Annotated in this window: 11 protein-coding genes and 1 pseudogene; 6 read left to right on the plus strand and 6 right to left on the minus strand. The window is 48.5% G+C overall.

Annotation, left to right across the window (positions count from 1 at the left end; genetic code table 11):
* Nucleotides 1–339 precede the first annotated feature (339 nt).
* A complete protein-coding gene (locus tag ACXAH1_RS16210) occupies nucleotides 340–1,431 on the plus strand; it encodes an efflux RND transporter periplasmic adaptor subunit (protein WP_475198065.1) in 1,092 nt (363 codons plus the stop codon).
* Nucleotides 1,428–4,556 carry an efflux RND transporter permease subunit gene (locus ACXAH1_RS16215; RefSeq protein WP_475198067.1) on the plus strand — a complete coding sequence of 1,043 codons (3,129 nt, stop codon included), beginning with the start codon at nucleotides 1,428–1,430 and terminating at the stop codon, nucleotides 4,554–4,556. The genes ACXAH1_RS16210 and ACXAH1_RS16215 overlap by 4 nt, the downstream gene beginning before the upstream one ends.
* Before the next feature lie 75 nt (nucleotides 4,557–4,631).
* Here ACXAH1_RS16215 and ACXAH1_RS16220 read toward each other — a convergent pair whose 3' ends face one another.
* From ACXAH1_RS16220 to ACXAH1_RS16235, 4 genes and pseudogenes are all read right to left on the minus strand, one after another.
* Nucleotides 4,632–5,021: a disulfide bond formation protein B gene (locus ACXAH1_RS16220; protein ID WP_475198068.1), complete on the minus strand. Its 390-nt coding sequence runs from the start codon at nucleotides 5,019–5,021 to the stop codon at nucleotides 4,632–4,634.
* 181 nt (nucleotides 5,022–5,202) lie between these two features.
* On the minus strand, nucleotides 5,203–5,802 hold the full coding sequence (locus ACXAH1_RS16225) for a hypothetical protein (protein WP_475198069.1): 600 nt from the start codon (nucleotides 5,800–5,802) through the stop codon (nucleotides 5,203–5,205).
* Nucleotides 5,803–5,921: 119 nt separating this feature from the next.
* Complete coding sequence (locus ACXAH1_RS16230) at nucleotides 5,922–6,344, minus strand: VOC family protein (protein ID WP_253044671.1); 423 nt, start codon at nucleotides 6,342–6,344, stop codon at nucleotides 5,922–5,924.
* A 14-nt stretch (nucleotides 6,345–6,358) separates the two neighbouring features.
* A pseudogene (locus ACXAH1_RS16235) lies at nucleotides 6,359–6,478 on the minus strand (GNAT family N-acetyltransferase); the annotation flags it as partial.
* A 191-nt stretch (nucleotides 6,479–6,669) separates the two neighbouring features.
* Here ACXAH1_RS16235 and ACXAH1_RS16240 point away from each other — a divergent pair.
* From ACXAH1_RS16240 to ACXAH1_RS16255, 4 genes are all read left to right on the plus strand, one after another.
* The gene (locus ACXAH1_RS16240; RefSeq protein WP_475198071.1) at nucleotides 6,670–8,016 is read left to right on the plus strand and encodes an amidohydrolase family protein; all 1,347 of its coding nucleotides are present in this window, start codon (nucleotides 6,670–6,672) and stop codon (nucleotides 8,014–8,016) included.
* A 53-nt stretch (nucleotides 8,017–8,069) separates the two neighbouring features.
* On the plus strand, nucleotides 8,070–8,873 hold the full coding sequence (locus ACXAH1_RS16245) for a hypothetical protein (RefSeq protein WP_475198072.1): 804 nt from the start codon (nucleotides 8,070–8,072) through the stop codon (nucleotides 8,871–8,873).
* Between the two features lie 161 nt (nucleotides 8,874–9,034).
* Nucleotides 9,035–11,155, plus strand: coding sequence for a TonB-dependent receptor (locus ACXAH1_RS16250; protein WP_475198073.1), 2,121 nt, complete (start codon nucleotides 9,035–9,037; stop codon nucleotides 11,153–11,155).
* A gap of 213 nt (nucleotides 11,156–11,368) precedes the next feature.
* Entirely contained in the window at nucleotides 11,369–12,505 is a 1,137-nt protein-coding gene (locus ACXAH1_RS16255; protein ID WP_475198074.1) for an FG-GAP repeat domain-containing protein, read from the plus strand.
* A gap of 94 nt (nucleotides 12,506–12,599) precedes the next feature.
* On the opposite strand, the gene ACXAH1_RS16260 is transcribed toward ACXAH1_RS16255, so the two are convergent.
* Nucleotides 12,600–13,064, minus strand: a complete 465-nt coding sequence (locus ACXAH1_RS16260; protein WP_475198076.1) for a nuclear transport factor 2-like protein — start codon at nucleotides 13,062–13,064, stop codon at nucleotides 12,600–12,602.
* 60 nt (nucleotides 13,065–13,124) lie between these two features.
* Entirely contained in the window at nucleotides 13,125–13,415 is a 291-nt protein-coding gene (locus ACXAH1_RS16265) for a hypothetical protein (protein WP_475198078.1), read from the minus strand.
* Nucleotides 13,416–14,058: the final 643 nt, after the last annotated feature.

Genomic DNA, 14,058 nt, shown 5'->3' on the forward strand with positions numbered 1-14,058 from the left:
TCAGATCGTTATGCACACTAATATAACGAGTCCGGGGCCCTGTCTTATACAAATAATACACCCTGCTATCAGAGGCCGCTTTATTAGCCACAACACATACCTGCTCGGGCCGAACCTTATACGTTCTGTTCGTTTTGGCCTCTTCAAAATCGGCGCTAAGGATCTGCTCATAGACAAACCGTTTGTCTGCAGCAGAACAGTCAACCATACCAGCCATACCCTTAAAGGAGGCCAGTAATCCCATAAATAGCAAAAATCTCATGTTTAGTCGCAAATCGCATGCTTATTGGTCAAAAGACCCATAGAATTAAATGAAAACTATTATCATTAGAGGCTTATATGCATATTTCCGCACGCGTAATCGCAAGCGTCATGCTAATCACCACAATGTTGCTTTACTCACACGCGGGATTAGCGCAAACCACACAGGTTGAGGTTTACACACCCAGTGCCACAAAGCAACCCAGGGTAATGACCCTTAGCGGCTCAGTCGAAGCCAGACATAACGCACAACTGGCCAGTCAGGAGTCTGGACTAGTAGAAGCTTTGCTTGTTGATGCGGGAGACACCGTCAGCAAAGGCGATCCATTGCTAAAGCTGGATGCCACACTGGCAGAATTAAATCTGGCACAAGCCAGGGCCGGTGCGCAGGCTGCCGAGGTTTCGGTCAATGAGGCACAGCGTCTGCTTGATGAAGTTGCAGCCCTATCAAAAAAGCAAAGTGTGGCACAAACGCTGATTGGCGAGCGCACCGCAGCACTGGCCAACGCGAAGGCTGAACAGGTAAAACAACAAGCACTGGTTGCCCTGGCACAGGAAAGACTGCACCGTCATACGCTGTATGCCCCCTTTACAGGTGTAATTGGGCAACGTTCTGTGGATATGGGCGAATGGGTCACACCGGGCAACCAGCTCTTTACTCTGGTCGCAGAATCAGACTTGCGCATTGTGGTCAATGTCCCGCAGGAGTACTTTCCTCTGTTACGTTCAACCGCCAGACTGCCGGTTATGGTTACGCCTGATATCAACGCAGCTAAGCCCATCAAGGCTGAGATCAGCCGCATCGTTGCCGTCACAGATCCATCCAGCCGGACCTTTACGGCACACATAGATTTGACCGATACCATGATGGTCCATGCTCAGTTTACGCCAGGCATGTCGGCCCAGGCGGATCTGCTCCTGAGTGCACAAGACAGTGCCGTATGGATCCCCAAAAAGGCGGTTAAGCAGCACCCGGATGGCGGCAGCAGCGTGTTTATTGCCGACAACAACACAGCTAAACGAAAAATGGTGACCATCACGGCTTCACGACCAGACTATGTTGCAGTAACAGGCCTGACAGGTAATGAGTCGGTGATCACCACAGGTATAGAGCTGTTAAAAGAAGGCACACAACTGCAAATCAGCGCCAGAGCAGGGAATCTACAATGATTGAATCAGCGGTAAAACGCGGCACCCTAGTGGCCGTGGTGGTGCTGATCACCACCATTTTGGGCCTGGTATCAGCTTTGAACATTCCTGTACAAATGATCCCAGACCTGGAAGTAAGAACCATTACAGTACAAACGGGCTGGCCCGGCGCAACCCCGCAAGATGTGGAAAAAGAGATCCTGATAGAACAGGAGCGCTATCTGCGCAGCTTACCGAATCTGCAACGCATGATCTCATTTGCCGAGATGGGTGAAGCCACCATAGAGCTGGAATTCCCTTTTGGCGTTGAGGTCAACGACGCCCTGATCCGGGTAAACAATGCACTCAGCCAGGTGCCCGCGTATCCCGAAAATGTCGACCAGCCTCGGCTGTTTTCCAGCTCCTTTTCCAGCAACGCCTTTATGTTCTTCCTGCTTAAACCGCAAGCCGGCAATCCATTACAGCTGGACATGGATCTGCTGCGGGATTACGCCGAAGACTACATTCGCCCACGTATGGAAAGCGTCACAGGCGTCTCAGAAGTTCGTATTGGCGGAGGTGCACAACGACAAATCCAGATCAAGGTCGATGCAGCACGTCTGGCTCAGCGTGGTATCAGCCTGAGTGATGTCAGAACCGTGATCCGCGACCGTAACCGCGATACCTCTGGCGGTGATATCGAAAGTGGCGAAAGCCGTTACCTGTTGCGTGTAATTGGCCGCTTTGAGCAACTTCATGAGCTGGAAAACCTGATCATCAAGCGTGATGGCAATGCCAATGTACTGCTCAAAGATGTTGCCAGCGTCACTCTGGATCACTTCGAAACCCGCGGTGTGAGTTATTCAAACGGAGAGCGTACTTTACGTCTGTCGGTGCGACGCGAAAGCGGCTCCAATGTACTTGATATCAAAGAACAGATGCTGCCAGTGGTTGAGGAAATTAACCAACAGTTGCTCGTGCAAAATGGCCTGGAATTGAAATTACTGAGCGACGATGTCCGCTATGTAAAAAGCTCACTGGAGAACGTCTGGACCAATCTGGCGTTAGGCGCGCTGCTGGCCACTCTGGTGATGTACTTCTTCCTGCGCTCCGGGCGCGCGACACTGGTTGGTGTGATGGGGATCCCATTATGTACCATCGCTGCCTTTTTTGCCCTGATGAGTTTTGGCCGCACCATCAATGTTATCTCTCTGGCCGGAGTCGCGTTTGCTATCGGCATGACAGTGGACAACACCATAGTGGTGTTAGAATCTATCGTTCAGGCCAAACGTGAAGGGATCAGCCGACGCTTAGCTGCCATCAACGGCGTGAAGGAAGTCTGGCCTGCAGTACTGGCATCAACCGCCACCACGGTATTAGTTTTCGCACCGATTTTATTCGTGCAACAGGAAGCCGGCCAACTCTACTCAGACATTGCGATTGCCATTTCTGGCGCCATCATTGCCTCCATGCTTGTGGCCATTTTTGTCGTACCCGTTGCACTGGCAAACTTTGGCAAGCAGCAAGATCTGGAAGAAAAACGCCAGGTTGAACTAGGTGCCTACTGGCTGAAGTTATCACAGCTATTTACCCGCACAACCATCCAGGCACGTATTGCCAGCGCTGCGTTTATCGTGGTTATTATGGGTCTGGCCACAACCTTGATGCCCGCTGCCGAATATTTGCCTGAAGGTGAAGAACCTAAAGCGTTCTCAATGATGATTGCCCCTCCGAACTACAACCTGACCGAAATGGAAAAAATAGGTACGGAGCTGCGCGCCTATTTTGATGGCTTTGTGCAAACAGACAACGCTGATTTTCTGGCAGGGAAGACTGATATGCCGCCACTGGAGTACTACTCCATGTCAGTGTCAGTTGGGCGGATCTGGTTCTTAAGTGCCCCCGTTGAGCCAGAGCATATTAATCAGATGATGAATGCCATTACAGATAAATTCAGAAGTTACGAGGGCATGCGTGCGTTCTCTGCTCGGGGTTCGATTATTTCCAGTAATGATGGCGGTACGCGCGCTGTGGCGGTCGATATTGCCGGTGCAAATATCACGGACCTCTATAGTGCAGCAGAAGCTGTCTATGCCGAGGCGGATAAACTGTTTGATAAGCCGCAGATCAACTCCGACCCCAGATCACTGACACTCGACCAGCCACTCATCGAAATCCAGCCTCGCTGGGCACGACTGGCAGAACTGGGGCTGGATAATAGAGACTTTGGGTATGCCGTGGCTGCGATGAGTGATGGTGCTTATGTAGATGAGTTCATCCTTAATGATGATAAAGTCGACATGTTCCTGTTCAGTGGCTCAGGCAATCGCCAGACCATAGAGCAGCTCTCCACAACACCTATCATCACCCCCAACGGACAGGTGCTACCGCTCAATGCGCTGGCCGATCTGGTTGAAAGTAAGAACAGTAATTCCGTGCGTCGTGTTGATGGTAACCGGACCGTCACCGTGTATATTATCCCGCCAAGAGACGTTGCGCTGGAAACGGCTGAACAAATAGTCCGTCAGCAGCTGTTACCTAACCTCTGGCAACAGGGCAAGATTGCTCAGGGTATTAAGGTCAACATCAGTGGTGCAGCAGATCAGTTAGAGGCCACCAAAGCATCTCTGTCTGGTAACTTCGTCATAGCACTGGTACTGAGTTACCTGCTGTTGGTGGCCATTTTTACCCACTGGCGCTATCCGTTGTTTATACTGGCGACCGTTCCTTTAGGTATGGCCGGTGGTCTGTTAGGGCTGGTGACCGTTAACGGCATTAACAGCACCTTGTCGGCCATAGGGCTCAGTGCCTTCCATCAGCCATTTGATATGATCACTATGCTGGGCTTTTTGATCTTACTGGGCACTGTGGTGAATAACCCCATCCTGATTGTCGACCAAACTCGTCGTTATGTGATGGAGCAGGGAATGCAGGTTAAAGAAGCGGTCCAGCAGGCCGTGGCAAAACGCCTCAGACCAATACTGATGTCAACGACCACCACCATTTTCGGCCTGGCACCTCTGGTACTGATCCCAGGAGAAGGAACCGAGTTGTATCGCGGTGTGGGAATTATCGTACTCAGTGGTATTTTAGTTTCAACGCTGCTCAGTCTGACCTTTTTACCGGCACTGCTGGTTGCTGTTATTAAGGACGAAAAACCGGCCTAAAAAGCAACCCAGCCCGGCGCGCAATGCGTTGGGCTGGGCTGGGTTGTTAGGTTTGCGTCTGGCCTAACTGGCCACTTATTTTTTCTGTGTGGTGGCCAACCAGACCAAGCCTATGATTGCCGTCATTGCCAATCCCGAAAGCAAGAAGGGATCAATAATCAGGGTATCGTTAAATTCAAACTTACCAGCTGAAATCTTTTTCCAGCCCATAAAGTGCTGATTCGCAGCAACAACCGCGCCAAAGAAACCAAATACCAGTGCGGCATATTTACCTACCCAATGACGTGCAGCCCCTGTAAACAAAATAATGCCAAGCAGACCAATGACTGTGCGTTGGACACGGCAATAAGGACATACATAAACGGCCCCCATTAACTCAACCGTCCAGGCAAGAACGGATACTCCAATGGCAGCGAGACCCAGCCACTTCGCATAGCGGGTATAGGTTTCCAACTCAAATAACATATATTTACCTTTCTAAATCAAAAAGCTAAGCACACTGCAGTCTGAACTGGCTAGCGCTCGTACTCCACAATCGAGATATACTATCACATATTCACAATAAGAATAAGTAAGATTATTAAGCTATAATAAGGACAATGATAATCGATAGCTTAAGTGGCCTGAGCGGCCACATTAAGATGGCTTATCGCTGATGGGCTCGTCCGGTGTGCAAGGCAACCATTAACACCAGCGCAAGCACATCAATTTGAAGTGCATTCAAAGAAAATACGTCGGAGTTACCAGTCAAGCGGACTGTGGAAGAAAATAAAATACCAAAAGAAAGTTCAAACTCCTTTAGCCAGGTAAAACCGATTTGGATCCCACCGAGCCCCGTATACTTGTAGTTCAGTATTCCAAAAGAAAAACTGACAACCTGTAACCCCTGATTCAGTATCGATAACCAGTACCACTTTACCTGTTCACTAATTGCGGTATAACCCGCTGCAGCGCTGAGCACAATAAACGGCACACTGATGAGTGACTGCCAAGATGTAAGGGGTCCGAATATCAGCCCAACTATCATCACAAACGCAGCAAGCAGCTGTATATAGCCTATGACCTTCACACGCGTTTCTGCACTGTGCAGTGTTTTCTCCGTCCATTGCTGGGGTCGTTCAGCTTCCTCCCGGCGCGCATCTATCGCAGCAATCAGAGCTGGGTAATTCTCTGAATCGGGGGGTATTTGTTGCAGTTCTTCATGAAGTTCAGCCTGAGTATACTGAGAGTAATCAACTTTTATCATTATTATGTAACCCAAATAGAAATAATATCAGATGGTTGCGCGAGTGTACTCTATTTACCCAAGTTCAGCAGTAAGTATCGTTTTGGCCATTCGACGTGATACTGACGACTCAATCATAATTAACCGCATCTGGCAGACATAGGGTGCCCGTCAGCATATTGGATCAAATCCCATAAATTCCCATACAGGTCCTCAAATACAGCTACCGTGCCATAGTCCTGCACAGCGGGCTCACGAACAAAATGAATACCCCCGGCTTGCATCGCTTCATAGTCGCGCCAAAAGTTGTCAGTGCTTAAAAACAAAAACACGCGGCCGCCAGCCTGATCACCAACAAAGCGTTTTTGTTCGGGTTTAGAGGCTTTCGCCAGCAATAAAGCAACACCATGAGAATTAGGGGGGGCGACCACCACCCAGCGTTTATCTTGCTCCGCCTGATAGCTATCCTCTATAAGCTCAAACTTGAGTTTACCGACATAAAAGTTGAGCGCTTCGTCGTAGTCGTTGACCACCAGTGCAATGTGCGCAATATTCTGTTTCATAGTGACCCTTGAGTTTAATTGTGCGGCTGGAATTTTTTGGTCATACCCTGGCTCTTCGGTGCAACCAGTCGATACCCCAATTTTTCGTAAAACACCGGCTCATCAGAAATCATAGAGACATAAGAGCCGGGCAACGAAAATAAATCTTACAATATCACAATAAGTCGTATTGAACGCGCTCTGGCGCCTTCTTAAGTGGCGTCAACCCCCTTTACATTGCATAGTCCAGCATATTTGACGTTGCGCGGTATCTGCTAAATAGGCACACTATGACGTTGGATATAACACTAATAAAAAACATTTTTTCTGCTCAAGGATCCTGATAATGAAAACAATAATACCCAAGCTCACAGGCGTACTCGGTGGTGCCATGATCATGTGCCTAAGTGCACGATTTAGCTATGCAGCTGAAACGCAGGTCATGTCATCCGATGCATTACTACTCACTCAGGTTCAGATTGTTGATGTCGACCAGCAGGAGATCCGCCGTGGTGCCGTGCTGATTGAACAAGGCAAGATAGCCGCTGAATACCCTGTGCCTCCGGCCAATTTTAAAGGTCAGACTCTAAATCTAAATAATCGTTGGCTAATTCCTGGACTGATCGACATGCATGTTCATGCGTTTGGCAACCGAGCTCCCCATGCTAAATCAGATTTTGCCGGCACTGAAAAGATCTCCCAACGTGTGCTGTATGCCGGAGTGACCGGATTTGTAGACTTATTTGGCCATGAGCAAGGCCAGATAGCTGCAAGACAAAAACAAAGAACAGGCGCATTTTTGGGTGCCGATATCTACAGCAGTTTATCTTGTCTGACCGCGCCAAAAGGCCATTGCACAGAATACGGCCTGGAAACACGCACTATGTCGACCCCAGAAGAGGCTATCGCTCAGGTGCAGAGTTTGGCCAAAGCCAAACCCGATGTGATTAAAGTGGTATATCAGCCCAGTGACGACCAGCCTTCGATTGATAAGGCCACCTTTGCTGCCATCGTCCAACAGAGCAACAGACTCGGGATCAAAACCATCGTCCACCTTAAAACCTGGCAGGATGTCATCGATGCCATCGACGTAGGCGCCACAGCATTCACCCACATGCCCGGCGCGCCGATCCCGGCAGGACTGGCAGATAAAGTTGCAGCAGAAAAAATGGTGGTGATCCCGACCATGACAGTGCATACCGATCTGACAGACTTTCTGTTTGACAAATCAGTGGTCGCCTCAGAGCTGCTTCAGGCCATGACAACCCCAGCCATCATTGCAGGTTACCAAAGTGCAGAAACAATGAAAAAGTGGGGAGACAGAGAAGCAAAGTGGCGTAAGCTGGATGCGCAAAGAACCGCCAACCTGGCCGAATTAGTTAAAGCCGGCGTCACTGTTTTAAACGGAACGGACGCCGGTAATTATGGCACCATTCAGGGCTACTCAGTACACAGGGAAATGCTTAATTTAACCGAAGCAGGCATGTCGAACTGGCAGGCGCTGGCAGCGACAACCACACAGGCTGGCACATTTTTGGGGATTAACAACAGCCTAAAACCGGGCGCCCAGGCAAGCTTTGTGATACTTGACGCCTCACCGATAGAAGATATTCAGAACACCCAAAAAATCCACACAGTGATCCATCAGGGCCAGGTGGTTGACAGAGCCCAGGCACTTAAAAACGGATTTTAATCTCGGGTGCCGCCTTCATAAAGCGGCACCTTTCATCAACAGGTACCCTTTTAATGCACCGTCTATATATTGGCCTGCTGACAGGCCTTTGTCTTTTTATTTGTACGCAGCTTCTTTACCCAAAAGAACAGAATAAAGCCGAGCATATCAAAGTTGCTAACCCCGTTGTCGAACAGGTTCAGCACCCGGACCTGACGAATACAATTGTCAGCACGACACGCCAACAACCCGAGCAGGTGCAGACCGAGTCAGCCGAGGCACTATTTAAACAAGCCATGCAAATACGCCAGTGTCGCAACGTACCGCGTAGCGACGAAGCGTTCAATCAATGGCTCGAACTGGCATTATCTCGCAATGAAGTGCACGAGATAATCGATACCATGAAAACCAGATATGAAGGCTGTCTGAGCAACACCAACCGTGATGAAAACTATGTAGAGAAGTTGATGCACGCAGCCCAAATGGGCTCAGATAAAGCAGCCGACACACTCTGGCTACTTGCCCCGGCCGAAGTACATCAGGCACTGAATTTCAGTACACTCACCAGAGATGAACAAGTCGCTCAGATGCAAGCATTCACCGCGCAAAAATATCATGTGACTGAGCAAGTCGCTTTGCTAGGCGGGGAGAAAGCAACCTTACAGTTGATCCGAGGCTATCAATATCTGGACCCTGACACAGGCGGACAAAACTATATTCAGGCGCTGGCATACAGTCATTACTTTTTGCAAACCCGCCAGGACAGCGAGGTATATAGTCGCGTTGAGTGGACAAGGCGACATCTGGAACAGCGTATGACACTCGATGAAATTACACAGGCACAACAACTGGCCAATGAGTTACAGCATCGCGAATGAGATCATTAAGCCATACAAGTGATTATCATGTGGCAGGACTTAGATTGCTCCGTCAGACAAAGATCGACAACATAAACACCGTCGTATACTGACCGCATAATTTGTACATTTTTACATGGCAGGATTATCATCCAGCTCCCTGAACGAAAAATGAGGTCTTCATGAAACCCGGTTTGACTGTTTCTGCGTTAACGTTCGCCTTGCTACAGGCGTATTCAGCACAGGCTGCTGCTGACACAGCTGGTATCGACCAGATAGAAAAAATCACGGTTACATCAACCCGTACAGCCAAAGCCAATACCGATCTGGCGCTGAGTGTCGGTCAGGTATCCGAACAAACCATTGCTGACGACAATGCACAACATATCTCAGAGTCATTGCAAACCATACCGGGCGTTTTGATCAATCAACTATCGGGTGGACAAGGGCACAACGCAGCCGTGCGCATGCCCATTAATTTTGATGGCTACACCTTATATTTGCAGGATAATATCCCGCTGCAATCGGCAGCTTTTTATACCCATAATGCACTATGGTGGACCAGCAGTAACATTGGCCTGTCACGCCTCGAAGTGCTTCGTGGTGCAGGAACTAGCTTGCATGGCGCAGGCGCGGTAGCAGCCACGGTCAATGTATTGTCGAAGCCAGTTTCAGCGAACAGAAACTCTCTGGGCCTGACAGTCGGGGAACATGGTTATTCACGCCTTAATGGCAGTGCCACCTGGCTGGATAGCAACCAGGGAGGCGTGCGCGTATCGGCGGCCTATCTGGAAAATGACGGCTGGCGAGAGCATAACGCCGTTGAAAAGACCGAGCTGGATGTACGCCATGAATATCAGCTGGACGACAAACAAAGCCTGACGACCTCGCTGATTGCCTCATCGCTTGATCAGCAGATCCTGACCACACTCAGCATAGAGCAATTTGAACAGGATCCCTCTCAGTCAGGTCTGCCTGATGAAGTGATCGCTTTAGATCCCCGCAGAACCACAGATTATATGCGCCTCAGCACTGAATATCTGTATGAGGATAAAAACCTGAGTGTGTCTGTTATCCCTTACGCGCGTCATCGCACGTTGGAACACCTCGCGACCTGGCAGCCCAATATGCCGGTAGAAGAAACGGAAGTCACCACATTCGGCCTGTTGGCACTGGCAAGCTGGTCCCACCAAAACAGTGCTCAAACGACACTAGGCGTTGATCTGGAGCATACGTCCGGAGATACCTACTCGTTTCAGCCCACCACCAGAATCACCACCGGACGCGGAGCAGCGACATACCCGCAAGGGCATGTGTTCTACGACGACACCACCACTTTTAAAAGTGTATCACCTTATATCCAGCACCTCGGTTATCTTAGCGATGCACTCAGCTATACCCTGGGTATACGCTTTGACCACAGTGAATACGAATTTGACAATGCTCTGCCTAAATACAAAGACGATGGCTTTGGCAATCGTTCCATTGCCTCTCGTACAGACACTTTTAGCCACCTCAGCCCTAAGCTGAGCCTGAACTATCTGCTTAACGAGCAATCAAGTGTATACGCACGCTTCGCCAACGCGATGCGATTACCTACTGCACCAGAAATGTACCACCTTAAAAGCCGCCAAAGTAGTGCACAGCTGGGGAGTCTGAAAGAAGAAACGTCCGATACCTATGAGCTGGGCTACAAAGCTAACCTGGATGCGTTGTCGATTGAGCTGGCTTACTATCTGATGGATGTGGACGACGCCATTGTTACGGCATTCAGTGATCTGGGCGCCTCTTACCGGGTTAATGCTTCCAGTGTCAGACATAAAGGCTTTGAGCTTGGCCTGAACTACCAGTTTAACCGCGCATTTTCTGCCGCGCTGGCCTACAGCCAGTCTGACCATGAATTCCGTCATTACATTCGTGATGAAGGGCGGGTTCACCGCGAGACGGGCGAGTCGATGGAGCAGGATTTGTCGGGTAACAGTCTGCACATGGCACCGGAATATGTTGCCAACTTCAGGCTTAACTACACAAGCCAGGCCATTAAGGGACTCAGGCTAACTGCTGAAGCCAAAAGCATCGGTGATTACTACCTAAGCGTTGAAAATACCGATATTTACTCGGGTTATACGGTGTTTAACCTCAAAGCTAACTACCGCCTCAACAAGCGCGTGAAACTCCACGCCCGGATAGCAAACCTTACCGACAAAACCTATGCGCTGCAAAACGAGGAGCGCTTTGGCAGGACCCGAATTCAACCCGGCATGCCGCGTACGGTGTATGTCGGGATCAGCTACCACTTCTAGTCGCAGATATACTTGCTCCAGCTTAGACCCGGATGTTACTCATATCTGGGCCTAAGCAACACTTGTTTTATGGGTTGGCACCCAACATAAGCTGTAGTACTTTGTTCTTTGTGCATAAAGCAAACTGACTGTGCCGATGTTTTGACCCTATCCACAGCACTTACATTATCCCGTAGCTTTAGTGTTGTTTACTCAAACAGATACAGGTGTAACATGATGCAAAGTAAAAGGACTGTGCTTTTCCCGATAGCAATTTTAGGTTTCATTGGCTTATCTTGCTCTGCTGAAACAATCAGCATTCTGGACACCAAATATAGAACGTCCACTTTTCAGGTTGGCGCCGGGCAACCAACAATCCTGGTGCATGATCTCAATTCAGATGACAATCCTGACTTGGTTTTTGCCAATACCGCAGATAATAATGTTATTACGTACCTTGGCGATGGTGCAGGAGGTATTCATAAAAGTGGGACGTTTGACGCGGGAGAAAACCCCTCCGGCATTACCGCGTCTGATTTAAATCGTGATGGTCATGCTGATTTAGTGATAGCAAACCACGAGACCTCCTATGTGACTATGCTCATTGGAGATGGCAAAGGACAGTTTATGCCGGCTCCTCACTCTCCAATGAACCTGAACGTCAAGCCCCACCCACATGTCGTTAAACTGGCCGACCTTAACGGTGATAACAGAACAGATCTTATAGTCGACAGCCGCACTCATGAGGGGGTTCTGGTTTTAAAAGGTCTGGCAAATGGTAAGTTTCAAACACCGGGCAAAGTAGTGCGCACTGGCGGCGACCCATACAGAGGGTTTGCCATTAAGGATGTCAATGGTGATGGTTATCCAGATCTGGTTACACCAAACCAAAACAACATTGGAATAGCAACTAACGCAGGGACAGATAATTTCGCTTTTTCTTTGCATACCCTACCACAAGCTACCTCTCCATTCGCCGTAGAGCTGGCAGACCTGAACGGGGATAACAAACCAGACTTAATTGCCGCTAATAATGGTAATGCGGTAACCGTTTTTTTTGGTGATGGAAAAGGCAATTTCAACATTGATGCAAAAGCCACTATCCAGGCATCTTCGGGTGCAAAACAAATTGTGACAGGTGACATTAACCATGATGGGATTGAAGATGCTTTAATCAGTAGCTGGTCTGGTGAATTACTCATTATTTACAGCAATCAAGGCAAGCTAAAGGGCACTCGCTTCAAGCACAGCAGTATCCAAAACCCCTGGGGAATTGCACTGACCGATCTGAATAAAGATGGAAAAAGTGATATTGTCATTGCAGACGGAACGAGTAACAAAGCGGTGGTATACGTAAGTCAGCGGCTCTAGTACGACGCTTAATCGTATCGAGCCGGTGAGGAAGCCCAATACAGGGCCACTTACCGAGCTCGCCACGCAACGTTTACGATATCATTCAACCAAACTACCATAATTCTCTGATCAGGCTGATTTTACCTTCTTTAAAACCAAACACGGCCAGCCTCGGCTCTTGCTGTTGCCAGCTGCCATCCGCCTGGTTAACACCATAGGCATACTCCACCGCGATATGACTTTTACCCGGGATTGTACGTAATACCCGGATTTCTCGGTTGCTTGCACTATCGTAACGGCCACCCTCAAGGTTGCGTAAAAATGCGCGTCGCCAGGCAGGTTTATCAAAGTTAGCCTGATATTCAATATGCTCGTATTTGACCTCGTCGTGCATCAGTTCAATCAGGGCATCAACATCCGCAACCGTAGACCCTTTATATGAGACAGTATCCAGCGCATCGAAATACTGGTTCACTTTGCTCAACTGGCAATCAGTGGTGCAGTCAGCTTTCGCCTGGGCTCCCAGAGAAAGCAAACTTAAAAAGGCGCAAGCCATTATTTTTCTTGTTGTTTTCATTCCATTTCCTTCATTTACCGAGGACATCATTAGTGTCTGGTTTACTTGTTCAATCCAAAGCTAATCACCATCGTTCGATTGTTCATAGCCGTCAGTTATAGATGGTCCAGTGCCCTGCTGCTCACGGTATACTTGCTTAGCGACACTCAATCCCGCCAGATATCCGATACTGGCACCACCAAGCCCAACTCCAAGCAACCAGACCAGAGCACTTTCGGTATCAGCCATACTGGCAAACAGGACCAGGTAATACACCGCTGCAGACAATAGCCCGATAACCAACGCAAAGATAAGCGGGAGCCGTTCAGCCCAAATAAACATCATAATTTTTATGTTTGTCTTTTTTTGCATATGACTCTCCTGTGGCGGCTTACCATATCCACTACCGCAAATACCTTAGCATGCAAATACATTACTTATCATAGAACCGACTGTTTCGTTGTTTTGAATTGTGACAGATTGGCAATCCCAATTGGCTAGTTATTCGTTCTAACTATCTAAAAAATAGGTAGTTTCAAGTTAACCAGTAAGATTTCCACTACATAAGCTATTCATCATTGCTTACATTTTTACTGAAGTTCAGTGAGGTTATATAAACCTCTTTTAGGCCGTATAAATGTATTGCTTTCCCTTCTATCAACGCAGTACACAAACGCTCATTTAAAAAGGTAACTCAAGTGAGTTGCCGTTCAGTCAAAGCCAAACCCATAAACCTGTTTTGATGGTAATGATGCTAATATAGAAACCCCGCTTTAAAAAGGGTTTCAATATGCTGAAATAGATAAAGAATCCAACCATCCAACTTTCATTTACACAGAACTGTTGCTCAGGCGTATTCAACTTTGAGGCAATATTTAAATTCGTGTCGCATGCCAACAGATCCCGTGTCCAGCACCGAATGATGATATTCAGGCAGGTGAATCAAAGCAAGTTCAGAGCTCAGCTAGAAAGTAATTTTTCAATGTATATCAAAGACAGACCAAGACCGCTGGAT

The sequence above is a fragment of the Pseudoalteromonas sp. AWH4_217 genome (assembly GCF_056161105.1).

Coding starts and splice junctions, on each gene's coding strand:
- ACXAH1_RS16210 (WP_475198065.1), top strand. CDS start 340: ATGCATATTTCCGCACGCGTAATCGCAAGCGTCATGCTAATCACCACA.
- ACXAH1_RS16215 (WP_475198067.1), top strand. CDS start 1,428: ATGATTGAATCAGCGGTAAAACGCGGCACCCTAGTGGCCGTGGTGGTG.
- ACXAH1_RS16220 (WP_475198068.1), bottom strand. CDS start 5,021: ATGTTATTTGAGTTGGAAACCTATACCCGCTATGCGAAGTGGCTGGGT.
- ACXAH1_RS16225 (WP_475198069.1), bottom strand. CDS start 5,802: ATGATAAAAGTTGATTACTCTCAGTATACTCAGGCTGAACTTCATGAA.
- ACXAH1_RS16230 (WP_253044671.1), bottom strand. CDS start 6,344: ATGAAACAGAATATTGCGCACATTGCACTGGTGGTCAACGACTACGAC.
- ACXAH1_RS16240 (WP_475198071.1), top strand. CDS start 6,670: ATGAAAACAATAATACCCAAGCTCACAGGCGTACTCGGTGGTGCCATG.
- ACXAH1_RS16245 (WP_475198072.1), top strand. CDS start 8,070: ATGCACCGTCTATATATTGGCCTGCTGACAGGCCTTTGTCTTTTTATT.
- ACXAH1_RS16250 (WP_475198073.1), top strand. CDS start 9,035: ATGAAACCCGGTTTGACTGTTTCTGCGTTAACGTTCGCCTTGCTACAG.
- ACXAH1_RS16255 (WP_475198074.1), top strand. CDS start 11,369: ATGATGCAAAGTAAAAGGACTGTGCTTTTCCCGATAGCAATTTTAGGT.
- ACXAH1_RS16260 (WP_475198076.1), bottom strand. CDS start 13,064: ATGAAAACAACAAGAAAAATAATGGCTTGCGCCTTTTTAAGTTTGCTT.
- ACXAH1_RS16265 (WP_475198078.1), bottom strand. CDS start 13,415: ATGCAAAAAAAGACAAACATAAAAATTATGATGTTTATTTGGGCTGAA.